The 22,044-nt window shown below is 62.9% G+C and carries 17 protein-coding genes; 12 read left to right on the top strand and 5 right to left on the bottom strand.

Annotated features, from left to right (window positions below; translation table 11 throughout):
- Window positions 1-379 precede the first annotated feature (379 nt).
- On the top strand, window positions 380-1,309 hold the full coding sequence (locus tag D906_RS24630) for a malate dehydrogenase (protein ID WP_019097799.1): 930 nt from the start codon (window positions 380-382) through the stop codon (window positions 1,307-1,309).
- Between the two features lie 163 nt (window positions 1,310-1,472).
- Here the strand turns inward: D906_RS24630 and D906_RS24625 are convergent, their stop codons facing one another.
- Window positions 1,473-2,294: an amino acid ABC transporter permease gene (locus D906_RS24625; RefSeq protein ID WP_027615768.1), complete on the bottom strand. Its 822-nt coding sequence runs from the start codon at window positions 2,292-2,294 to the stop codon at window positions 1,473-1,475.
- A complete protein-coding gene (locus tag D906_RS24620) occupies window positions 2,291-3,112 on the bottom strand; it encodes an ABC transporter substrate-binding protein (RefSeq protein WP_019097802.1) in 822 nt (273 codons plus the stop codon). The genes D906_RS24625 and D906_RS24620 overlap by 4 nt, the downstream gene beginning before the upstream one ends.
- Before the next feature lie 118 nt (window positions 3,113-3,230).
- Between D906_RS24620 and D906_RS24615 the strand changes: the two genes are divergently transcribed.
- The 9 genes from D906_RS24615 to D906_RS24575 all read left to right on the top strand — a co-directional run bounded on the left by D906_RS24615 (window position 3,231) and on the right by D906_RS24575 (window position 12,968).
- Window positions 3,231-4,115 carry a homocysteine S-methyltransferase family protein gene (locus D906_RS24615; RefSeq protein ID WP_027615767.1) on the top strand — a complete coding sequence of 295 codons (885 nt, stop codon included), beginning with the start codon at window positions 3,231-3,233 and terminating at the stop codon, window positions 4,113-4,115.
- 170 nt (window positions 4,116-4,285) lie between these two features.
- A complete protein-coding gene (locus tag D906_RS24610) occupies window positions 4,286-5,557 on the top strand; it encodes a cystathionine gamma-synthase family protein (RefSeq protein WP_016713372.1) in 1,272 nt (423 codons plus the stop codon).
- Window positions 5,558-5,699: 142 nt separating this feature from the next.
- Window positions 5,700-7,139: an amino acid permease gene (locus tag D906_RS24605; protein ID WP_025754702.1), complete on the top strand. Its 1,440-nt coding sequence runs from the start codon at window positions 5,700-5,702 to the stop codon at window positions 7,137-7,139.
- Window positions 7,140-7,185: 46 nt separating this feature from the next.
- Window positions 7,186-8,070: a LysR substrate-binding domain-containing protein gene (locus tag D906_RS24600; RefSeq protein WP_016713370.1), complete on the top strand. Its 885-nt coding sequence runs from the start codon at window positions 7,186-7,188 to the stop codon at window positions 8,068-8,070.
- Between the two features lie 24 nt (window positions 8,071-8,094).
- Window positions 8,095-9,483, top strand: a complete 1,389-nt coding sequence (locus D906_RS24595) for a threonine synthase (protein WP_027609770.1) — start codon at window positions 8,095-8,097, stop codon at window positions 9,481-9,483.
- A complete protein-coding gene (locus tag D906_RS24590) occupies window positions 9,480-9,917 on the top strand; it encodes an Lrp/AsnC family transcriptional regulator (RefSeq protein WP_016713368.1) in 438 nt (145 codons plus the stop codon). Before D906_RS24595 ends, D906_RS24590 begins: the two co-directional genes overlap by 4 nt.
- 208 nt (window positions 9,918-10,125) lie before the next feature.
- The gene (locus D906_RS24585; RefSeq protein WP_027615766.1) at window positions 10,126-11,169 is read left to right on the top strand and encodes a homoserine dehydrogenase; all 1,044 of its coding nucleotides are present in this window, start codon (window positions 10,126-10,128) and stop codon (window positions 11,167-11,169) included.
- 12 nt (window positions 11,170-11,181) lie between these two features.
- Window positions 11,182-12,618 (top strand): aldehyde dehydrogenase family protein, encoded by a 1,437-nt coding sequence (locus tag D906_RS24580; protein WP_019099382.1) that lies wholly within the window; start codon window positions 11,182-11,184, stop codon window positions 12,616-12,618.
- Window positions 12,615-12,968, top strand: a complete 354-nt coding sequence (locus D906_RS24575) for a RidA family protein (protein ID WP_016713365.1) — start codon at window positions 12,615-12,617, stop codon at window positions 12,966-12,968. The genes D906_RS24580 and D906_RS24575 overlap by 4 nt, the downstream gene beginning before the upstream one ends.
- 23 nt (window positions 12,969-12,991) lie before the next feature.
- Here D906_RS24575 and D906_RS24570 read toward each other — a convergent pair whose 3' ends face one another.
- The 3 genes from D906_RS24570 to D906_RS24560 form a co-directional block, all read right to left on the bottom strand.
- Complete coding sequence (locus D906_RS24570) at window positions 12,992-13,945, bottom strand: arsenic resistance protein (RefSeq protein WP_027615765.1); 954 nt, start codon at window positions 13,943-13,945, stop codon at window positions 12,992-12,994.
- Between the two features lie 115 nt (window positions 13,946-14,060).
- A complete protein-coding gene (gene glyA, locus D906_RS24565; protein ID WP_016713363.1) occupies window positions 14,061-15,314 on the bottom strand; it encodes a serine hydroxymethyltransferase in 1,254 nt (417 codons plus the stop codon).
- A gap of 180 nt (window positions 15,315-15,494) precedes the next feature.
- The gene (locus D906_RS24560; protein WP_027615764.1) at window positions 15,495-19,325 is read right to left on the bottom strand and encodes a bifunctional diguanylate cyclase/phosphodiesterase; all 3,831 of its coding nucleotides are present in this window, start codon (window positions 19,323-19,325) and stop codon (window positions 15,495-15,497) included.
- 248 nt (window positions 19,326-19,573) lie between these two features.
- Between D906_RS24560 and D906_RS24555 the strand changes: the two genes are divergently transcribed.
- Together D906_RS24555 and ettA are read left to right on the top strand one after the other, a co-directional pair.
- Window positions 19,574-19,981, top strand: a complete 408-nt coding sequence (locus D906_RS24555) for a hypothetical protein (protein WP_025754697.1) — start codon at window positions 19,574-19,576, stop codon at window positions 19,979-19,981.
- A gap of 239 nt (window positions 19,982-20,220) precedes the next feature.
- Window positions 20,221-21,888: an energy-dependent translational throttle protein EttA gene (gene ettA / locus D906_RS24550; protein WP_025754696.1), complete on the top strand. Its 1,668-nt coding sequence runs from the start codon at window positions 20,221-20,223 to the stop codon at window positions 21,886-21,888.
- Window positions 21,889-22,044 lie beyond the last annotated feature (156 nt).

The raw sequence follows: 22,044 nt of genomic DNA, 5'->3' as shown, positions 1-22,044 counted from the left end.
GCACTGAGGTCTACGGATGGAGGTTCCGCACACGGCAAATGAACATTGTTGGGTGGGGTATTCATGGAGCGATTCACCTTGTTATTTGGTCATCTATATGAATCGTTTCAAAGTATTTCGGTTGTGACCGGACACTGTCAAGCGCAGGTGGTCGTCTCTTGAGCGATGCATCGAGCCATTACTGTGGGAGCGGGCAAGCCCGCGAAGCAGGCGACGCTGTGGATGGCACCGGCTGTGCCGGTGTTCGCGGGCACGCCCGCTCCCACAGTGATCGCACCAGTCAGGCATCACATTCGAGTGGCCTTTTAGCCCCGGCGGGCAATACTTCTCTCTATACGCAGGCGTGTTCCTGGTGGCGCGCGCCGCTGGGAGGTGTCTGGTGAACAAACTTTCAATCATAGGTGCCGGCCTGGTCGGCGAGGCGGCGGCGCAGATCATCGCCCGGGATGAGTTGTGCCGTGAGCTGGTGTTGATGGACGTGCAGGGTGAGCTGGCGCAGGGCAAGGCGCTGGATGTGTGGCAGGCCGCTGTGGAGTCCGGCTCCGATACCCGTGTGTACGGCGGGGCCAAGGCTGAAATGCTGGTCGGCTCCGAGCTGGTGGTGATCACCGCAGGCGTGCCGCGCAAGCCCGGCCAGTCGCGCCAGGATGTGCTGAGCATCAACCTGCCGATACTGGATGGCATCATGGCGGACATCAAACGCCATGCCCCGGCGGCAACGGTGCTGGTGGTGTCCAACCCGGTCGACGTGCTCACCTATCGTGCCTGGAGCCTCAGCGGCCTGGGGCGCGACAAGGTGTTCGGGCAGGCGGGGGTGCTGGATACTGCGCGCATGAAGTGTTTTATCGCTGAGCAAACCGGGTTCTCTGCACGGGATATCACGGCGCTGGTGCTGGGCGGGCATGGCGACAGCATGGTGCCGCTGATGCGCTACTGCCAGATCGGCTCGGTGCCGCTTTCCCACTTCCTGTCCAATGAGCAGATCGAGCAAATTGTGGAGCGCACGCGTAAGGGCGGCGGCGAGATTCTGGGCTTGAAGAAGATGGGCAGCGCCTGTGATGCACCAGGCGTGGCCATTGCGCAGATGGTGGATGCCATCGCCAATGGGCGAAACCGCATTTTGCCGGCAGTGGCCATTCTGGAAGGGGAATACGGGCGCAAGGATATTGCCATGGGCGTGCCCTGTGTAATGGCGGACGCGGGGCTTACGCGGGTGATCGAGTTGCCGCTGGATGCGCAGGAGCAGGCGATGTTTGACCATTCAGCCGATCAGGTGGCGCGGGATATTGCTGAGATGAAGGCGTTGTGAATGAAAGGCTGGCCTTATCGTCGGCGCACTGGTCGGCGATAAGGCTTATTGGAAACAGCGGTCAGAGCAAGATGACCCAGACCGAGGTTGGCGAAGACTACAAGATTCAACCTGGCCCTGCGGGCCAGGTTCTGACTGCCTAGCCCGCGGCTGGGCCTGTCAGCTACCGCTGATAGGCCTTGCCAAAATGCCGCTCCAGCCGCGCCTGCACCAGCTCCAGCAGGATCGACAGCACCCAGTAGATAACCGCCGCCGTCGTCAGCATCTCCAGGTAGCGATAGCTCGATCGCCCATACGATTGCGCAAGGAACATCACTTCCCACACCCCCATGACCGAAATCAGCGATGAATCCTTCAGCATCGAGATGAACTGGTTGGCCGTAGGCGGAATGATCACCCGCATGGCCTGGGGCAGGGTGATGTACCAGAAGATCTGTGGCGTGCGCATACCCAGGGCCAGTGCCGCTTCACGTTGGCCCCGCGCTACGCCCAGGATGCCGGCGCGGAAGATCTCGCTCAGGTAGGCGCCATAGTTCAGCGACAGCGCGATGATGCCGGCACTGATGGCGCCGGGTACCAGGCCAAGTTGGGGCAACCCCAGGTAGATCAGCAAAATCTGGATAAGCAGTGGGGTGCCGCGGAAGAACGAGGTGTAGAAGCTGGCGATGCCCACCAGCACCGCGCTGTTCGACAACCGCGCCAGTGCAGCGGCAAAGCCGAGCAGCACCGATACCACCATCGAGCACAGGCACAGAAACAGGGTCAGCGCTGCGCCTTGCAGAAAGCCGTTAGGCCCCAGCCGGAAGCCGGCAAGGTTCGGAAACTTCTCCAGAATGATCGAAAACTTCAGATCGAAGCTGAGGAAAAACGCAACGAACAGGCCGAACAATGCCAGCCAGGTCAGCAATAACCGGGTGCGAAAGCCGAACAGGTCGGCGCCCGTGGGCTTGACCACAGGCTTGGGGGAGGGGGGGAAGGTGCTCATTTGCTGATATCGGCGCCAATCCATTTCTGCGAGAGCTTGGCCAGGGTGCCATCAGCCTTCAGCTCGGCAAACACCTGGCGCACTTTGGCATCCCACTCCGCGTCGCCCTTTTCGATGGCCACCGAGTTCGGCTCTTCATACAGCGGGGCGCCGGCCAGCTTGAAGCGTTTGTCCTGGTCCAGACGCGGTTGCGCGGTCACCAGGTTGGTGAGAATGGCGTCCAGGCGTACACCGGCGCCCAGGCCCAGGTCCTGGAAGGCGACGTTGTCGGTGTCGTATGGCGCAATCTGCACGAAGTCGAAGGGGTATTCGATTTTCTTGTCTTCGTCGCCTTCGATGACCAGGTTCTTGTTCAGGTAGCTTTCGTAGCTCGAGGCGCTGGTCAGGCCCACCTTGCGGCCATCCAGGTCCTTGGCGGTGTGGATACGTTCGTCCTTGGCATTGACCACGATCACCGCAGGGGAAGCGTAGTACTCCACCGGGAAGTCGAACACTTCGCTGCGTGCCTTGCTCGGGGTCATCGAGCAGATGCAGATGTCGTAGCGTCCGCTCCAGCGGCCCGCCGCGATCACGTCCCAGGAGGGGGTTTCGAGGCGCAGCTTGACGCCGAGTTTGTCTGCCACGGCCTTGGCGACGTCCACGTCAAAACCGTCCAGCTGGTTCTGGTCGTTGAGGAAGGAAAACGGCGGGTAGCTTTCCATCAGCACGTTGACCAGCTCCTTGCGCGATTCAACCCGCTCGAGCGTGGCGCCGGCAAAGGCCTGGGAAGCAGTGGCGAGCAGCACGAGGCCTGCACCGAGCACGGTAGAAAATCGCATGTACATACCTGATATGTTGGGCAAAGGAGTGATAGGGTATTTAATAGTTATAAATCTCCGTGAACTAATGAATTTAATTCATAAGAACCTTCAGAGTAGTTATATGAAACAGCGAGCGATGGTGATTCTTGACGGCGGCATGGGCCGTGAGCTGCAGCGCAGTGGGGCGCCGTTTCGCCAGCCCGAATGGTCGGCACTGGCGCTGAGCGAAGCGCCCGAGGCGGTGGTGGGGGTGCACGCTGCGTTCATCGTCGCCGGTGCGCAAATCATCACCAGCAACAGCTATGCGGTGGTGCCGTTCCACATCGGCGAAGAGCGCTTTGCCAAAGAAGGGCGGCAACTGGCCAATATCGCAGGCCAACTCGCGCGCCACGCGGCAGATGCCGGCCCGCACCCGGTCCGGGTGGCGGGGTCGCTGCCGCCGCTTTTCGGCTCCTATCGCCCAGACCTGTTCCAGCCCGAACGCGTGGCAGAAGTGCTGTCGCCGCTGCTGCAGGGCCTGGCGCCACATGTCGACCTGTGGCTGGCAGAAACCCAGAGTTCGGTAGCCGAGGTGCGGGCCATTCACGCCCACTTGCCGGCAGACGGCAAGCCGTTCTGGGTGTCGTTCACCCTGCGGGACGAAGAGGTTGATGAAGTCCCGCGTCTGCGTTCCGGTGAGCCGGTGGCAGATGCCATTGCCGCCGTGGTCGATCTGGGCGCCGCCGCAGTGCTGTTCAACTGCAGCCAGCCCGAGGTCATTGGCGCTGCGGTCGATGTGGCGCACGCGTTGATCGAGCAACGCAACGCCGACGTCGCGATCGGCGCCTATGCCAACGCCTTCCCGCCGCAGCCGAAGGAGGCCACCGCCAACGACGGCCTGGATGAGCTGCGCGAAGACCTTGACCCGCCGGGCTATCTGGCCTGGGCCAATGACTGGCGTAAACGGGGCGCCAGCATGATCGGTGGCTGCTGTGGTATCGGCCCGGAGCATATCGCCGAGCTGAAACGCAATTTGGCGTAAAGCCTGGCAGGTGGCTGGGCGGCTGCTGCGAGCGCCCGGTCCCCAGCCATTAAAAAAAACGCCACTCAGACCCGGATTCCATCGTTTTTCAGTCTCCCGCCATGTCCCTATAGTCCGCTGAAGGCCGATCCTGAATCGGTGTACACAACTCAGCTGTGCGGGAACCGGATATGAACAACAACGAAAAAATCGAGGGTAATGCAGCGGCCGGTGTCGGTACGCGCGTGGTGTGGGGCGGCGAGCAGGTGCAGCACCCGTACAATGCCACTCAGACCCCGATCGTAGTCAGTGCCGCCTACGGCTACAACGACATCGACGCCTGGTACGACGTGGCTCAAGGCAAACTGCCGGGCTACATCTACAGCCGCATGAGCAACCCTACAGTCGCCACCCTGGAATCGAAGCTGTGTGAACTGGAGCAGTCGGAGTCGGCAGTGGCATTCAGTAGCGGCATGGCGGCCATCAGTGCCGTGCTGCATACCTTCCTCTCCAGCGGTAAACGCGTGGTATCCACCCGAGACAGCTACGGCGGTACCAACAAGATTTTTGAAGAGTTCCTGCCCCGCATGGGCGTGCAGGTGTGCCTGTGCGACACGCTGGACACCGAGGCGCTGGAACGCGAAATCGCTGCGGGCTGCGACCTGCTGTACCTCGAAACCCCCACCAACCCCACCTTGAAGGTGCTGGACATCCGGCGCTTGAGCGCTGCCGCTCGGCAGGTGGGCGCTGTGGTGGTGGCCGACAATACCTTCGCCACCCCGCTGAACCAGAACCCGCTGGCCCTGGGCGTGGATGTGGTGGTGCACAGCGCCACCAAGTTCCTGTCCGGTCACGGTGACGTGCTGGGCGGTGTGGTCTGCGGTGCGGAGCCGTTGATGGCGCAGGTACGCCACTACCGCGAGATCAACGGTGCGGCGCTGGACCCGTTTTCGGCCTACCTGATCATCCGGGGCATCAAGACCCTGGCTCTGCGCCTGCGCCAGCAGCAGGCCAGTGCGCTCGTGTTGGCGCAGTACCTGAGCACCGAACCCTTGGTCGAGGCGGTCAACTACCCCGGTTTGCCCCAGCACCCTGGCCATGCGATTGCCAAGGCGCAGATGCGTGGCTTCGGCGCCATCGTCAGCTTTGTGCTCAAGGGCGGTATGCCGACCGTTGCGCGTTTGCTGCCACGGCTCAAGTATGCCCACCGTGCCGGCAACCTTGGCGCGGTAGAAACCATCTACGGCCCGGCCCGCACCACCAGCCATGTGGAGAACACCCTCGAAGAGCGGCTGGCCCTGGGTATTTCCGAAGGGCTGGTGCGCGTTTCGGTGGGTATCGAGGACACCGAAGACCTGCTGGCAGACCTTGCCCAGGCCTGTGCATCGGTGCGCCAGGAGTTGGCCGCAGCAAAGGAGTTGCACGGTGACGCGTATGCCGGCCTGGGCCAGGCGCAGGCCTGAGGATGGCGCGTAGCACTCACCCTCGCGGTGAGTGCCACTTCATGAAGTCGAACAAAAACAATATGCAAGGCCATTCACTTCGCTCTGCCAAGACGAGGTCGTCGTAACGTCCTTGCCCGCCCACTTTCATGAGAAACCCACAATGTCCCTGCAAACAACGACAACGAGAAATGCTTCGGCGCATGGCTTCAAACAGGACATGCAAACCCGCCATATCGTCATGCTGGCGCTGGGCGGTGTTATCGGTACCGGCCTGTTCCTGACGTCGGGCTACACCGTCAATCAGGCGGGGCCGCTGGGCGCGGTCATCGCCTATGTGCTCGGCGCGATCATGGTTTACCTGGTGATGATGTGCCTGGGCGAGCTGGCGGTACACATGCCGGAAGTCGGTTCGTTCAGCAGTTACGCCACCCGCTATATCGGCCCAGGCACCGGTTACATGGTGGCCTGGATGTACTGGCTGACCTGGACGGTAGCCATTGGCTCGGAGTTCACCGCCGCCGGCATTCTCATGGTGCGCTGGTTCCCGGACACGCCGGTATGGATATGGAGTGCGCTGTTCGGGCTTGCGGTATTCATCAGCAACATCATTTCGGTACGTTCGTTCGCCGAGACCGAATTCTGGTTGTCGTTGGTCAAGGTGCTGGCGGTGATCGCTTTCCTGGTGGTGGGTGGCGGCGCCATCCTGGGCGGCTTCGAGGTTGCCCACGTGCAGAGTGTCGGGCTGGGTAATTTTACCCGCGAAGGGCTCTTCCCCACGGGGTTCTGGTCGATTGCCATGACCTTGCTGGCAGTGGCCTTCGCCTTCTCCGGCACCGAGCTGATCGGCATTGCTGCCGGCGAAACCCAAGACCCTGAAAAGAACGTACCCAAAGCCATCCGTACCACCGTGCTTCGCCTGGCGTTGTTCTTCGTCGGCACCATCTTCGTGCTCGCCACCTTGTTGCCGCGCGAACAGGCCGGTGTGGTGGAAAGCCCGTTCGTGATGGTCTTTGAAATGATAGGGATCCCCTACGCGGCGGACATCATGAACTTCGTCATCATCACCGCGCTGTTGTCGGCGGCCAACTCCGGGTTGTACGCAGCCGCGCGCATGCTCTGGACCCTCAGCGACCAAGGCAACATGCCACGCCGGTATGCCTCGCTGTCCCGTCGCGGCACGCCCTTCAATGCCATCGTGCTGAGCATGGCGGGCGGTATGGCTTCACTGCTGAGCAGCGTGTTTGCGCCCGATACCATCTACCTGGCGCTGGTGTCCATTTCCGGGTTGGCGGTGGTTGTGGTGTGGATCAGCATCGCCGCCAGCCAGATTGCGTTCCGCCGTCATTACATCGCCAATGGCGGCAAGCTCGAAGACCTCAAGTGCCGCGTGCGTGGTTACCCGTTCGTGCCGCTGGCAGCCATCTTCTGCTGTGTGCTGGCCTGTGTGGGTATCGCCTTCGACCCGGCCCAGCGTGTGGCGCTGTACTTTGGTTTGCCCTTTATCGCCTGGTGTTACCTGGCGTTCTGGCTGACCTGCAAATTCCGCCAGCGTCGTCCGTTGCCGCTGGAAACCGTGGCGCCCGGTTCCGAGGCCGCCTGAGCAGGGTGATACTAGGCCACCGGAACGTTGCCACGAGAAACCGCCGATGACCCAGAAAACCCTGCCCCCCTTGAACTGGCTCAGAGCCTTCGAAGTGTCGGCGCGCTACCTGAACTTCACCCATGCAGCAGAAGAGCTGCACCTCACCCAGGGGGCGGTGAGCCAGCAGATTCGCCACCTGGAGAGCCAGTTGGGGGTAGCGCTGTTCAAGCGACTGCCGCGTGGGCTGGGGCTGACCGAAGAAGGGCAGTCCTACCTGCCGGTGGTGCAGGACGCGATCAGCCGGCTGGCGGTAGGCACCAACGAAATCTTCGGGCAGCGCCAGCGTCGGCCCTTGAAGGTGCGCGGCAGCCTGTCGTTCCTGCACTTCTGGCTGGCGCCCCGGTTGGCCGATTTTCGGCGTTCGCACCCCCAGGTGGACATCCGCTACATCAGCAACCTGTGGGTCAAGGAGCTGGATGCCGAGGACGACCTGGAAATCCGCTGGGGCAGCGGGCAGTGGGCCGGTGTGGAGGCGCAACGCCTGACCCGCGACGTGCTGGTGCCGGTCTGCGCACCCGCGCTGGCCGCCGATTGCCCGCTGCGCGAGCCGCGTGACCTGGCCCGTGCCCCGTTGCTGCATGTGCTGGGTTACGAGGAAGGCTGGGGCTACTGGCTGGAGCGGGTGGGGGCCGATCAGGTCGACTCTTCGAGCGGCCTGCAATTCGACACGCTGGTGTCGACATTGCGCATGGCGGAGTTGGGGCTGGGTGTGGCCCTGGCGCGCTCGTCGCTGGTAGAGGACTTGCTGCAGGAGGGGCGGCTGGTCGCGCCCTTTACCCCGCGCATCGAGGCGAGCGAGTCGTTTTACCTGGTACGCGGCCTGGGTGAAGCGTTGTCCCCGGATGCCCAGGCGTTCAGCCACTGGCTGGTGGCCATGGCGCACCGTTAATTCAAGTACCTGTCTGGAGCACCGATGCAGTACACATCCACGCGCGGCAACGAAACACGAGTCGATTTCCGCACGGCGTTGCTTTCTGGCCTGGCCGACGATGGCGGGCTTTACGTACCCACCTCGGTGCCGGTGTTCAGCCCGCAGGAGATTGCCAGCTGGTCGTGGTTGCCGTTCGACGAACTGGCCTGGCGGGTGATGGCACCGTTTGTGGGCGATACCCTCGACGAACCGACCCTCAGGGCGCTGGTCAGCGACAGCTATCGTGGGTTCAAACACCGTGGCATCGCGCCGTTGCAGCAGTTGGGCCATAACGAATGGATCCTGCAGCTGTTTCACGGGCCTACCCGCTCCTCGAAGGACTTTGCCGCACAGTTGCAGGCGCGGCTTATCCGGCACTTTTTGGGGCCGGATTGCGAGCGGGTCATGCTGGTGGGCGCCAGTAACGGCGATACGGCGGTGGCGGCGATCGAAGCCCTGCAGCATTGCCCGGCAGCGGGCTTGCTGGCGCTGTATCCCAATGCAGGCACACCCGCTGACCGGGCAGCGGTGATGCGCCGTGCCGCGTCCGACAGCGTCAGCTGCGTGGCCGTGGATGGCAGCTTTGACGACTGCCAGTCGCTGGTGTCGGCACTGCTGCGTGCCTGGCCATGCCCCGGGCTGATTCCGGTGAGTTTCAATTCGACCAACTGGGTCGGTGTGCTGGCGCAGATCGTGTTCTATTTCCATGCGGCGCTGCAACTGGGCGGTGGGACACGCCCCGTGGGCTTCAGCATCCCCACGGCCAGCTTTGCCGAAATCTACGCAGGGTTCATTGCCCAGAAGATGGGCCTGCCCATCAACCAGATCATCGTCTCCACCAACTGCAACGATGCCTTGCACCGGTTCATTCACTGCAATCGCTACAGCCGTGGTTCAACCCACCAAACGTTGTCACCGGTCATGGACTTCTCGCTGTTCTCCAACCTGGAGCGCTTCGTCTGGGAGCTGTATGACCGCGATGGCGGGGCGACCCGCGCGCTGATGGAGCATTTCGAGGCCTGTGGCGAGCTGAGCATCGGCAACCGCCAGTGGTTGCATGCACGCATGCTGTTTGACTCCTACGCCGTGGACGACGCGTTGATTCGCGAGGAGATCATCACGCTGTTCCACGAAACCGGCAGCGCAGTAGACCCGCATGCCGCGACAGGCGTGTTCGCCGGGCGTTTACACCGGCGCAACATCGGCGCGCCCATCGTCACGCTTGGGCAGTTTGCCCCGGAAAAGTCTGCCGGGCTGCTGGCGGAGCTGGGGGCCTGGCACGGTGAGGTGCCGGCCGACGTCGAAGGCACTGCCGGCGCCGGGCCACTGCTGAAACCAGAGGACCTGGCGGGGGTTCATGCGTTGTTGGCACGCTTGCAGGCCGGGCGATGAAGCGCATCCTCGACCCCCTGGACGAGCGCATTCTTGCCGAGCTCACCGCCAATGCGCGTATTGCCCATGCCGAATTGGGGTTGAAGGTAAACCTGTCGCGCAATGCGGTACGCCAGCGCATCGAGCGACTTGAGCGCGACGGGGCCATCCAGGGCTATACCTTGCGCATCGGTGAGGGCCGACGGCCGACGTCGCTGATCAACGCGGTGATATTCGTCTACCGCTATGACCGCATGCGCGGTGACGCGGTGCTTGATGCGCTGCGCCAGATCCCCGAGGTGATCCAGTGCGAAGTGCTCAGCGGCGAATTCGATCTGCTGCTGCGCGTCGAGGCCTCAAGCCCGGAGCGGGTACACCATGTGTGGAAGGAAATCGCCGCCATGCCCGGGGTCGAGAACACCGTGACATCGTTTGTGCTGGCCACGGTGATCTGAGCTGCGCTGTTGCGTTTGATGACCCGCCTTACACCCACGCCGCCCGGGCTTGCACCCTGGCGGCGTTTTGCATTCCAGCAGGCGCTCGGGCGTGCAGGGGCACTGGCCAGATTGACCAATAAATACAGCGGATTGCCATATTCAACTGGCATTGCACGGCTCTTACGCTTGTCCTCATCGACCAACCGCCTGGAAAGGACAGCAAATCATGACCGAATACAAAATTGCACTCGTTGGCTTTGGTGGCGTGAACCGTGCCCTGGCCCAACTGATTGCCGAACGCAACGCGCGCTGGCAGCAAGAGCTGGGCTTTGGCTTGAAGATCGTTGGCGTCACCGACCTGTTCCTGGGTTCGGCAATCGACCGCGATGGCCTGGATGCCGCCACGCTGGCCGCGTTGCCGGCTCAAAAGGGGGCGCTGGCGCAAATCCCTCAAGGTTCGGCTGAAGCCTTCAATGAGGCGGTGATCAAGCAGTCTGGCGCCGACATTATCGCCGAGGCCACATTCACCAACCCAACGGACGGTGAGCCAGCGGCAACCTTCTGCCGCTGGGCGCTGGAAGCGGGCAAGCATGTGGTCACCACCAACAAGGGGCCGATCGCCTTGCATGCCCAGGCGCTCAAGGCATTGGCCAGGGCCAATGGCGTGTCGTTCGAATACGAAGGCGCGGTGATGAGCGGTACGCCGGTGCTGCGCATGGCGCGCCAGACCTTGGCAGGCGCGGGCCTGGTGGGGTTCGAGGGCATCCTCAACGGCACCTCGAACTACGTGCTCACGCGCATGGAGGAGGGGCTTGGTTTTGCCGAGGCGGTGGCCCAGGCACAAGCACTTGGGTATGCCGAGGCAGACCCGACCGCCGATGTGGAAGGCCATGACGTACGCCTGAAGGTGGTCATTCTGGCCAATGAGTTGCTCGGCGCCTGCCTGCAGGTGAGTGATGTCGCCTGCAGCGGTATCAGCGCCATCGACAGCGCGGCTATCGAGCAGGCGCAGGCCCAGGGCCAGCGTTGGAAGCTGATTGGCAGCGCCAGCCGGCAAGCCGATGGTTCGGTAAGTGCCCGTGTCGAGGCCCGCCTGTTGCCGGGTCAGCACCCGCTGGCGGGCATTTGCGGTGCGATCAATGCGGTTGCATTCAACACCGAGCTGCTGGGCGCGGTGACCGTGTCCGGCCCGGGTGCAGGGCGTGTCGAAACCGCATTTGCCCTGCTGTCGGATATCGTCGCCATTCACACCGCCGGCCGTTCGGCCTGAGGAGCAACGTTCATGAGCCTGACTTCCGTGTCCCGGGTCGCCAATTGCCAACCCGACTTGATCGATGTGTTCAGCCCCTTCGACGGCAGCCTGGTGGGGAGCGTTGCCAACCTTTGCGCCGACGCGGTGCCAAGCCTGCTCGCCCGTGCTCGCGGCGGCGTGCGCGAAAGTGCCGCGCTACCCCGGCATCGACGCGCCAGCATTCTGGAGCAGGCTGCCCGCCTCATCGAGCGCGACGCTGCAGATTTTGCCGGCCTGATCGTCGATGAAGCAGGCAAGACCCTGCGTCAGGCCGAGAAGGAGGTGAAGCGCTGCATCAATACGCTCAAGCTGTCTGCAGAAGAAGCGCGGCGCAATGCCGGCGAGGTGGTGCCTTTCGATGCCTATGAAGGCTCCGAGTCGCGCCAGGGCTGGTTCACCCGCGAGCCGCTGGGGTTGATCCTGGCCATTACCCCGTACAACGACCCGCTTAACCTGGTCGCGCACAAGTTGGGGCCAGCCATTGCGGGCGGCAATGCAGTCATTCTGAAACCCTCGGAGCTGGCCCCGCTTTCTGCCGTGAAGCTGGTGCAGTACCTGGTTGATGCAGGGCTGCCGGAGGCCGTCGTCACGGTAGCCACGGGGGGCGCCGAGCTGGGCAAGGCCCTGGTGGCCATACGTGAAGTACGCATGATTTCCTTTACCGGAGGCTTCGCTACCGGCGAACAGATTGCGCGGGGGGCTGGCCTGAAAAAGCTGGCGATGGACCTGGGCGGCAATGCGCCGGTGCTGGTGCTGAAGGACTGCGACCTCGAGGCGACTGTCGAGTCGTGCGTGTCGGGCGCGTTTTGGGCGGCGGGCCAGAACTGTATCGGCACCCAGCGCATCCTGGTGGACGCCGCGATCTATGAGGCGTTTCGCCAGCGCTTCGTTGCCCTCACCCAGGCAATGGTGCTGGGCGACCCGGGGCAGCGCGCAACCGACATGGGGCCGATGATCACCGAAGCCGCTGCACGGCAGATCGAAGAACGCGTCAACCAAGCACTTCAGGGTGGTGCTCGCCTGCTCTGCGGCCATCAGCGTCAGGGTGCCGCATATGCCCCGACAGTGCTGGAGGGCGTTGACCACGCCAGCAGGCTGTGGCGTGAAGAGGTGTTTGCACCGGTGGTGATGCTGGCGCCGTTCGAAAGCATCGAGCAGGCGGTAGCGCAGGCCAACGCCCCGGATTACAGCCTGCATGCCGGCGTGTTTACCCGCGACCTGTCGCTGGCGTTGAGCTTGGCCCGGCGTATTGAGGCTGGCGGGGTGATGATCAACGATTCGTCCGACTACCGCTTCGATGCCATGCCATTTGGTGGCTCCAAGTATGGGAGCCTTGGGCGCGAAGGGGTGCGGTTCGCCTATGAAGACATGACCCAGCCCAAAGTCGTCTGCCTCAACCAGATTGGCGGCGGGGAGGCCGCTTCATGATCACTCGTTTCGGGGCCGGCGAGCGGATGTCCCTGGCGGTCAGCTACAGGGGGTTGTTCGAAACGGCGGGGGTGGTGGCGGGCAACCTGCAGGAAGATGTGCAGGGGCAGCTGCGTCAGGCGCTGAGCACGATCGACGGCCTGATGGCAGAGGCCGATATCGGCAAGGCGCAACTGACCAGGGTTCAGTTGTGGCTTGCCGACTACCGCCATTTCGACTTGGTCAATGAGGTGTACGACACCTGGCTGCAGGGTTTTCCCAAACCACCACGGGCGTGCGTCGGCGCAGACCTGGGCGAGGGGTACCTGGTCGAGGTGCAGGTGTTTGCCGCATACCCTTGGCGCTCGTGACGGGCGCGATCCTTAGCCACGGGTCAGCGTATGGCCCGTGGCACCGCTCTTACATAGACAAGCTCGCTTATCAACTCCACCAGTGTCTGCGTGATTACCGCCGCAGCCGCCAACCCGCGTATCGCTTCGGGCAATGCCAATGCCAGTGGCAGCACCACCAGCGAGTTTCGCGTGGCGGCGCTGAAGGTGACTGAGCGTGCTTCGGCGACCGGCAGGCGCAGCAGCCGCGCCGAAATGAACCCGAGCACGGGCGCTAGCAACATGAAGCCGATGTACACCGGAATGACCGGTAGCAAACGGTCGAAGTCTCGCAGCACCACAGCAATCTGCGAGGCGATCACAACCACCAGCACCAGGGCCATCGCCGGTACGGGCAACCACGCCCAGGCGTCGTTCCAGGCCGAAACCGCGCCTGAGCGACGAGCCCCGGCACTGGTGAGCACGGCCAGGATCATTGGCAGCACAATCAACACTACAAAGGCTTCCACGAACGGGATGATGGAGATGGCCACGTTGCTGCTGTCTCCCAGCATCCAGGCCAGATACACCGGCAGTAGCACCAGTTGCAGCAACAGCAGCACAGGTGTGGCGGCCAGGGTAAGGCGCGAATCGCCTTTGCCGATGTGGGTGAACACCACCACATAGTCGATGCACGGCGTAAGCAGCACCAGCAAGGCGCCGACGAGGATCGCCGGGTGTTCCACCAGCCCACGGGTAATGGCCCAGACCAGTAGCGGCACGAGGATGAAGTTGGCGAGCAGCAGCGCGGTGATGAAGCGGCGGTTGCCCAAACCCTGACGCAGGTCGAGGAAAGGGATCTGCAGAAACATCGCATACATCAGCACGGCAATGGCGGGGGTGACCAGGGCTTCCAGCTGGCTGGCGCTGTCGCTGGCCATCAAGCCGAAGGCTACGGCAGCAAGCACGGCGGCGAAGTAGATCGGGATCTGGTGGGTTTCGAGTTGTTCCCTGGTCAAGGTGCGGCCTGTGCTCGATGAGTGAATGGGGGGCACAGGGTAATACGTGATTGCAGCGGCGCAAACGAAAAAGCCCGGCACTAGGCCGGGCTTCTTCACATCAGGCAATCGCCAATCAGTTGCCGTAAACCGGCAGCTTCTTGCAGATGGCCTTGACCTTCTCACGTACAGCGTCGATAACCGCTTCGTTGTTCAGGTCAGCCAGGATGTCGCAGATCCAGCCGGCCAGCTCGCGGCACTCGGCTTCCTTGAAACCACGGGTGGTAACGGCTGGGGTGCCGAAACGCAGGCCCGAAGTGACGAACGGTGAACGTGGGTCGTTCGGTACCGAGTTCTTGTTGACGGTGATGAAGGCTTTGCCCAGTGCGGCGTCAGCGTCTTTACCGGAGATTTCCTGCTTGATCAGCGACAGCAGGAACAGGTGGTTCTGGGTGCCACCGGACACCACGTCGAAACCACGCTCGATGAACACGCTGGCCATGGCCTGGGCGTTTTTCACCACTTGCTGCTGGTAAGCCTTGAACTCAGGCTGCAGGGCTTCCTTGAAGCAGATGGCCTTCGCCGCGATGACGTGCTCCAGCGGGCCGCCTTGGGCGCCCGGGAAGACAGCGGAGTTCAGCTTCTTCTCGATGTCGGCGTTGGCGCGGGCCAGGATCAGGCCGCCGCGCGGGCCGCGCAGGGTCTTGTGAGTGGTGGTGGTGACCACGTCGGCGAATGGAACAGGGTTCGGGTACACGCCAGCGGCAACCAGGCCGGCAACGTGGGCCATGTCGACGAACAGGTAGGCACCGACCTTGTCGGCGATGGCGCGGAAGCGGGCGAAGTCCAGAACCTGCGAGTAGGCCGAGAAGCCGGCAACGATCATCTTCGGCTTGTGCTCGACAGCCAGGCGCTCGACTTCGTCGTAGTCGATCAGGCCGTTGCCGTCGATGCCGTACTGGATGGCGTTGTACAGCTTGCCCGAAGAGCTGACGGAAGCACCGTGGGTCAGGTGGCCACCGTGGGCCAGGCTCATGCCCAGGATGGTGTCACCGGCCGACAGCAGGGCCAGGTAGACGGCAGCGTTGGCCTGGGAGCCAGCGTGCGGCTGGACGTTGGCGTAGTCGGCGCCGAACAGCTCCTTGGCACGGTCGATGGCCAGTTGCTCGACGACGTCGACGTACTCGCAACCACCGTAGTAGCGCTTGCCTGGGTAGCCTTCGGCGTACTTGTTGGTCAGGACCGAGCCCTGAGCTTCCATGACTGCCGGGCTGGTGTAGTTTTCCGAAGCGATCAGCTCGATATGCTCTTCCTGGCGCAGAGCTTCTTGCTGCATGGCTTCGAAGAGCTCGGCGTCGTACTTGGCAATGGTCAAATCACGGCTGAACATGGCGGTCCTCAAGGATCGGGGTAGTTTGGGGGGGCATTCTAACCGATTGATTCGCGGCTGGCATATGAAGTGGCATCAAGTCGCGGACCAATGGGCTTCATGTTGCATCCCGCGCCGTGTCTGGGCTGCGCGGGCGCGGTAGTTGACCCGAAAGTCCGCTTTTGAGGGGCTTTGCACCCCTCAATGGAACATGAACAGGGTCTCGTTGGAGAACTGCGCCTCGAACTGATGCGCCGGCATCGGCCGTCCGAACAGGTAGCCCTGTACTTCGTCGCAACCATGCTCGCGCAGGAACTCCAGCTGTTCGTGGGTTTCCACACCCTCGGCGATGACCGCCAGGTTGAGGCTGTGGGCCATGGCGATGATCGCCCGGGCAATTTGCGCATCCTGCTCACCTTCGGGCAGGCCGTCGACGAAGGTGCGGTCGATCTTCAGTACGTCGATGGGGAACTGCTTGAGGTAGTTGAGCGACGAGTAACCGGTGCCGAAGTCGTCGACCGCAATGCTCAGGCCGAGGTTCTTCAGGCTGGCAAGAATCTGCAGCGCCTCGTTCACTTCGCGCATCAGGATACTTTCGGTCAGTTCCAGCTCCAGACACGCAGGCGGCAGGCCGCTTTCTTCAAGGATGTTGGCAATGCGCGTGCCCAACTGGCCGTCGGAGAACTGCCGCGCGGAAATGTTCACCGACACCTTGGGTACTCGCACTTTGGCCTTGTGCCAGGCCTTGAGCTGCCGGCTGGCCTCGCGCAGCACCCAGTCGCCCACATCCACCACCAGGCCCAGTTCCTCGATCACCGGGATGAAGTCGCCCGGTGGCACCAGCCCACGGGTTGGATGGCGCCAGCGCAGCAGCGCTTCGGCGCCGGTCAGGCGCTTGCCGTCGCCGCTGAACTGCGGCTGGTAGTAGAGGATGAACTCGTTCTGCTCCATGGCATGGCGCAGGTCGCTTTCCAGTTCCAGCCGTTCCAGGGCGCTGGCGTTCATTTCGGCCTGGTAGAACTGGAAGTTGTTCTTGCCGCGTTCCTTGGCGTGGTACATGGCGGTATCGGCGTTTTTCATCAACTGGCTCAGCTCGCCTCCATCCTGCGGGCTGAGGGCGATGCCGATACTGGCGGTGACGAAGAACTCGCGGTTTTCCAGCACGAACGGGCGCACCAGGCTGCCGAGGATGTTCTCGGCCACGTGGATGGCGCGGTTAAGGGCCATCTCGCGGGTGGGGCGCGGTTGCAGCAGCAGGGTGAACTCGTCGCCGCCCATGCGCGCCACGGTGTCGTCGTCATCCACGCAGGCCAGCAGGCGCAGGGCCATGTCCTTGAGCATGCGGTCGCCGGCGGCATGACCGAGGGAGTCGTTGATCGGCTTGAAACGGTCCAGGTCGAGGAACATCAGCACCACCCAGGCCTTCTGCCGCTCGGCCTGCTGCAGGGCGTTGTACAGGCGGTCCTGGAACAGTGTGCGGTTGGGCAGGTGGGTGAGGGCGTCGTAGTAGGCCAGGCGGTGGATGCGCTGTTCGCTGGCCTTGCGCTCGCTGATGTCGGTGAAGAAGCATACGTAGCTGGCCAGGTCGCCCTCGTCATCGAGTACGGCGGTAATGCCGACCCACGCCGGGTAGTGGTCGCCGTCGCGGCGCTTGAGCCACACCTCGCCTTCCCAGCTGCCGCGCTGGTGCAGTTGCTTGACCACGTAGCGCAGGTGGCCTTCCTGTTGTTCATCGACGGTAAGCATGCCCGGCAGCTGGTCGAGCACTTCGCTGACGGCATAACCGCTGACACGGCTGAATGCCTCGTTGGCCTGGACGATATAGCCGGCCGGGTCGGTGATGAGGATCGCCGACGTGGAGTGCTCGAATACCGTCGCGGCCATGCGCAGGTCTTTTTCGGCGCGGCGTTGCTGGCTGATGTCGCGGCCCACGCCAAGTACGCCTTCAAAGCGTTGGTCATCGTCCCACACCAGCACCAGGCGCAGCTCGATCGGGATCTTGCGGCCATCGGCGCGCAGGCAGTCGAACAGGAACAGCTGGGTTGGCAGCTGGCTGCGCAGCTGGGCCAGTTGTGCCGGGTCGCCCATGGCGTTGCTGACGCGTTCCATGAGGCTGTAGATGCCGGTGAGCTGGGCCGGGTTGGCGATGATCGATTGCCAGCCGTTGGCAAAAATCCAGTCAGCCTGGTAGCCCAGCACGCTCTGCACGGAGGGGCTGACATAGTTGAGCTGCAGCAGGCTGTCGGTGGAGAAGATCACGTCGCTGATGCTTTCGGCGAGCATGCGGTAGCGCTGTTCGCTGTCGCGCAGCGACTGGCTGGCCTCGATCTGCACCGTCACGTCCTTGCCCACGCCGATGATGCGCGTTACCAGGCCATCGGCGTCACGGGTCAGCACCTGTTCGCGGATGTCGTAGCAGCGCCAGCCGTCATCACGGTGGCGGAAGCGCAGCTGGCAGTGCAGCGGTTGATCATGGCCGTTGTCACGCTGTTGCTGGCGCAATGCCTGGTAGTGCGCGGCATCTTCGGGGTGCAGCAGCAGCTCCCAGAAGCGGTCGCCCATTTGCGCAAGCTCGGTACGGTCGTAACCCAGGCTCTGCCCCAGGTGGCGGTTGCTGAAAATCATCCGCTGGCTGATGACGTCTTGCACGTACAGCTGATCGGGCACGGTACGCACCACGTCCGACCAGAAACTTTCGCGCTCCAGCAACGACAGCTCGACCTGTTTACGGCTGGTGATGTCGCTGATGCTGAGGATCACGGCCTGGTAGTCGCGGCGCTGCTGCGGCAAGCGCGCCATCAGCCACAGGTGCAACTCACCACCCAGCGGAGCCGGCAGGCGCACTTCAAGCTCCAGCACCTGGCGTTGTTCGATCAGCGCGTCGATCAGTTGCATGCCGACGCTGTCGCGGCCATCGCCACTGCCATCGATCAGCCGCTGCCAGGCCCCTTCGTGGCATTCGATGTTCAACAGCTGGCGCGCTACCTGGTTGACCTCGGTAATCTTCAGCTCCAGCAACAGCGAGCGGCGCAGGTTCGGGTCCAGTGCCAGGCTGTGCTTGAGTGCGGCGTGGTTGCGCAGGTGGTAGCGGTCGAGCTGGCCGGGCAGGCTGGACAGGTCGAGCACGCACAGGGCCACGCCGGTGCCTTCGAAAATTTCCTGGTAGCGCCGGCGGTCTTCCTGCAGCGCGCGCTGGCGGCGGCGCATGTTGATCAGCGCCAACACGGGCAGCAGGGCGCAGAACAGCACCAGCAGGCATTTGCCGATCAGCGCAGGCAGCAATTTTTGCTGGGTCAGCTTGGCGTCGAACAGGCCGCGCAGTTGCCAGGTGCTGTTGTCGATGAAGGCCAGCATCACGCTTTGCAACGGCTCGTGGCTGGTGTCGGTTGGGGCGTGCTGCTGCAGCACTTCGCCGCTGCGGCTGTTTTCCAGCAGCCACAGCGGGTGGCCGCCGCCATCGAGGTGAGTGGTGAGTTCGCGGTAGTAGTCCGGTGACAGGCGCAGCAGCCAGTAGCCGCGGTCCTGTTCGGCGGCCTGGCGCAGCAGCAGGTACAAGGTTTGATTGTCGACCGAATTGGTAAAGAAGTACGGGCGCCCCTGGTTCAGCGTGAGCAGCTCGTCAAGCAACTGGCGGTCTGGGCTGCCTGGCAGGCTGTCACTGCGCAGCTGCCCGACGCTGTCCAGCCAGGCCATGCTCTGCAGGGCGGGCAGGCGTTGGCGCAGGGTATCCAGCAGGCTGGGCAGGGCGGCAGGCGTCGGCGCATTGACGTAGGGCTGTACCACGTTCACGGCCTGCTGGGCCTTGAACGCCATGTTCAGGCTCAGGTGGTCGGCCAGCTCTGCGGTGGCGTCCAGGCTTTGTTTGCGCAGGTCGGCCTGGGTGTGGTTGAACTGGGCGAACAGCTGCCACAGCAGCAGGCCCAGCAGGATCAGGGCCAGCAGCGCCAGCGCACCCTTGATCGACCCGCGCAGGGTAGCGGCGGGCGCTTGTGGCGCGGAACGCAATGACGACGGATGAGTTAGGTTGGTCAAGCGTTGATCCTGCGATTGGGCTGGCGATGGCAGGGAAGGATCATGCACGGTGTGTGCCGGTACCTGGCTGGCGCAACGCGGTGGCGCACTATAAGGCTGGACACCTGAAACCGGCTAGCATGCCTAGGATTATGGCAAAGTGCCAGTCATGTTGACCGATGGTGCCTGCCGGGTGGTTCGGCAAGCCCCTGCAACCTGTGCGAGAATAGCGCCCGCTTCACATGACAACGCATCGGAGATGTTCGGTTTTGGTTACTCACTTTTCCTCCAATGGCCTCGATTCCGCCTGTGGGCGCAGCAGTCAGACCCTTGTCAGCACTGCCGTGACCGAGGACGTATCCTGCAAGTCTTGCCAGCGTTCGCTGAGCAAACCCGAGGCGGCCAACGCCGCCAAAAGCAAGGCCCCATCGCTGGCTGAACTGCGCAAGACCGCCAAGGCGGCAGCAGAGCCGGCAGTTGCAGTTGCTGCGGCCAACAAGCCGGCAGCCAAGGTGGTCAGCACGGCGCCTGCGGCCGCCAAACCCGCCAAGGTTGCCGAGCAGCAGCCTGCCCGCAGCGGTGGCTTCAGCGTGAAGTCTGCCTGGGCTGCGCGCCTGGCCGAGCAGGGTGACCGTTGTCGGTTGCCGCGTGGCAAGGCCCCACAGCGTCACGTCTGAGCCATTTTCGGCTGCTGTGCCGGCCCTTTCGCGGCTAAAGCCGAGAAGGGGCCAGCACAGGCAATACGTTTCTCCCAGGGATCACTCCGATCCCAGCCACCATCGCCCCCTCCTATGCAACGCCGTGCGTTGGCGTAGAATGGTCGACTTTGTTCAACGACACCCAAACACACATCTCCCTGGCCAGCGCGCCGGGGCGATCGTCGATGTCTTTACCTATCTGATTAGAGGGCTTGGTTTTGGCTCAATACGTCTACACCATGCATCGGCTGAGCAAGGTCGTGCCGCCGAAGCGGGAAATTCTCAAGAACATTTCCCTGTCGTTCTTCCCGGGCGCCAAGATTGGCGTGCTCGGCCTGAACGGCGCCGGTAAATCGACCCTGCTGCGGATCATGGCGGGCGTCGACAAGGAATTCGACGGCGAAGCCCGTCCGATGCCCGACATCAACGTAGGCTACCTGCCGCAGGAACCGCAACTGGACCCTAACAAGTCCGTTCGCGAAGTGGTCGAGGAAGCCGTCAGCGTGATCAAGGACGCCCAGGCGCGCCTGGACGAGGTCTACGCCGCCTACGCCGAACCGGATGCCGACTTCGACAAGCTGGCTGCCGAACAGGCCAAGCTGGAAGCCATTCTGCAAGCCGCCGATGGCCACAACCTGGAGCGCCAGCTGGACGTCGCCGCCGATGCTCTGCGCCTGCCAGCCTGGGATGCCCGCATCGAGCACCTGTCCGGTGGCGAGAAGCGCCGTGTGGCCCTGTGCCGCCTGCTGCTGTCGGCCCCCGACATGCTGCTGCTCGACGAACCCACCAACCACCTGGATGCCGATTCGGTGGCCTGGCTGGAGCGCTTCCTGCACGACTTCCCGGGCACCGTGGTTGCGATTACCCACGACCGTTACTTCCTCGACAACGTCGCCGGCTGGATCCTGGAACTGGACCGCGGCGCCGGCATCCCGTACGAAGGCAACTACTCGGGCTGGCTGGAAGCCAAGTCGGACCGTCTGGCGCAGGAATCCAAGCAGCAGAGCGCCCACGAAAAGGCCATGAAAGAGGAACTGGAGTGGGTGCGCAAAGGCGCCAAGGCTCGCCAGTCCAAATCCAAGGCCCGTTTGCAGCGCTTTGAAGAAATGCAGTCGCAGGAATTCCAGAAGCGTAGCGAAACCAACGAGATCTACATCCCGGCTGGCCCGCGCCTGGGCGACAAGGTCATCGAGTTCAAGAACGTCACCAAAGGCTACGGCGACCGCGTGCTGATCGACAACCTGTCGTTCGCCATGCCAAAAGGCGCTATCGTCGGCGTTATCGGTGGTAACGGTGCCGGTAAGTCGACCCTGTTCCGCATGCTGATGGGCAAGGAACAGCCGGACTCGGGCAGCATCGAGATCGGTGAAACCGTGCAACTGGCCTGCGTGGACCAGAGCCGCGAAGACCTGGACGGCGCCAAGACCGTGTTCCAGCAGATTTCCGACGGTTCCGACATGATCCGCATCGGCAACTACGAGATCCCGTCGCGTACCTACGTTGGCCGCTTCAACTTCAAGGGGGGCGACCAGCAGAAGTTCGTCAAGGACCTGTCCGGTGGTGAGCGTGGCCGCCTGCACCTGGCGCTGACCCTGAAGGAGGGCGGCAACGTCCTGCTGCTCGACGAACCGTCCAACGACCTGGACGTTGAAACCCTGCGTTCGCTGGAAGAAGCCCTGCTGGACTTCCCGGGCGCCGCGATCGTGATTTCCCACGACCGTTGGTTCCTGGACCGTGTGGCTACCCACATCCTGGCGTACGAAGACGACTCGAACGTGGTGTTCTTCGAGGGTAACTACACCGAGTACGAAGCCGACCGCAAAAAGCGCCTGGGCGATGCTGCTGCCCAGCCGCACCGTGTACGGCACAAAAAACTGGCCCAGTAAGCCGGGTTGAGATGCACAAGGATGGGGCTCTACGGAGCCCCATTTTTGTGCCTTGGTGAACCTTGAAAACGGCTGTTTCGGCAAGCATTTTGTATACACTTACATAAAACGCACCAAATAATTTCAAAAAAACGACATCGCGCCCTATTCCAGTGC

The organism is Pseudomonas sp. LAIL14HWK12:I1 (assembly GCF_003202095.1).
Classification (GTDB): Bacteria; Pseudomonadota; Gammaproteobacteria; order Pseudomonadales; family Pseudomonadaceae; genus Aquipseudomonas; species Aquipseudomonas monteilii.
This window is presented reverse-complemented; position numbering and strand designations above follow the sequence as displayed.

Coding starts and splice junctions, on each gene's coding strand:
- D906_RS24625 (WP_027615768.1), bottom strand. CDS start 2,294: ATGAGCACCTTCCCCCCCTCCCCCAAGCCTGTGGTCAAGCCCACGGGC.
- D906_RS24620 (WP_019097802.1), bottom strand. CDS start 3,112: ATGCGATTTTCTACCGTGCTCGGTGCAGGCCTCGTGCTGCTCGCCACT.
- D906_RS24615 (WP_027615767.1), top strand. CDS start 3,231: ATGGTGATTCTTGACGGCGGCATGGGCCGTGAGCTGCAGCGCAGTGGG.
- D906_RS24610 (WP_016713372.1), top strand. CDS start 4,286: ATGAACAACAACGAAAAAATCGAGGGTAATGCAGCGGCCGGTGTCGGT.
- D906_RS24605 (WP_025754702.1), top strand. CDS start 5,700: ATGTCCCTGCAAACAACGACAACGAGAAATGCTTCGGCGCATGGCTTC.
- D906_RS24600 (WP_016713370.1), top strand. CDS start 7,186: ATGACCCAGAAAACCCTGCCCCCCTTGAACTGGCTCAGAGCCTTCGAA.
- D906_RS24595 (WP_027609770.1), top strand. CDS start 8,095: ATGCAGTACACATCCACGCGCGGCAACGAAACACGAGTCGATTTCCGC.
- D906_RS24590 (WP_016713368.1), top strand. CDS start 9,480: ATGAAGCGCATCCTCGACCCCCTGGACGAGCGCATTCTTGCCGAGCTC.
- D906_RS24585 (WP_027615766.1), top strand. CDS start 10,126: ATGACCGAATACAAAATTGCACTCGTTGGCTTTGGTGGCGTGAACCGT.
- D906_RS24580 (WP_019099382.1), top strand. CDS start 11,182: ATGAGCCTGACTTCCGTGTCCCGGGTCGCCAATTGCCAACCCGACTTG.
- D906_RS24575 (WP_016713365.1), top strand. CDS start 12,615: ATGATCACTCGTTTCGGGGCCGGCGAGCGGATGTCCCTGGCGGTCAGC.
- glyA (WP_016713363.1), bottom strand. CDS start 15,314: ATGTTCAGCCGTGATTTGACCATTGCCAAGTACGACGCCGAGCTCTTC.